The sequence below is a fragment of the Gilliamella sp. B14384G12 genome, assembly GCF_016101825.1.
In the GTDB taxonomy this organism is placed as follows: domain Bacteria; phylum Pseudomonadota; class Gammaproteobacteria; order Enterobacterales; family Orbaceae; genus Gilliamella; species Gilliamella apicola_N.
Window position 1 is genome coordinate 1 of record NZ_JACFPU010000044.1, and the last position, 513, is coordinate 513.

The following is a 513-nucleotide window of genomic DNA, read 5'->3' on the forward strand; positions in this document are numbered from 1 at the left end:
CGAGTGGCACACTGGATAACGGCGTTGAAAGTGTCTGGGATATAACCTTACACAGTCAGATGGTGGAAGCTTCGGTACAAGTACAGGATTATAACTACCGAGATGCGCAGGCGAATTTACTGGGTGAAGTTAACAGCCAACAAAAAGATAACACCACTTATGGCACTGATTACCGTTATGATGAGCACTATAAAGGATTAAATAGTAATAGTAACAGCAATAATGGAATTGATAGTGACACCAACAATAATAATGATGACGATGATGATGAAAACAGTGGTGATATCGATACCGGCGACAGTAACGGCAATAATAACGATAATAGTCGCGATAACAACAGTGATATTAGCACTAACTCTGGTAATACGAGTAATGGTGTTGAAAGTGGTGAATGGTATGCCCGCATTCGCCATGAACATGCCATTAGTCGTCAAATTGTTATTCGGGGTAAAAGTAATCAGGCCAATTTAGCTCCGGGTCAACATATCCGCATCAAAGGCAGTACGATTGCCG

1 protein-coding gene is annotated in these 513 nt (G+C 41.5%); it reads left to right on the forward strand.

The features are described 5' to 3' along the window. On the forward strand, nt 1-513 hold a 513-nt coding region (locus H3S73_RS13580; protein WP_198248926.1), incomplete at both ends, for a contractile injection system protein, VgrG/Pvc8 family.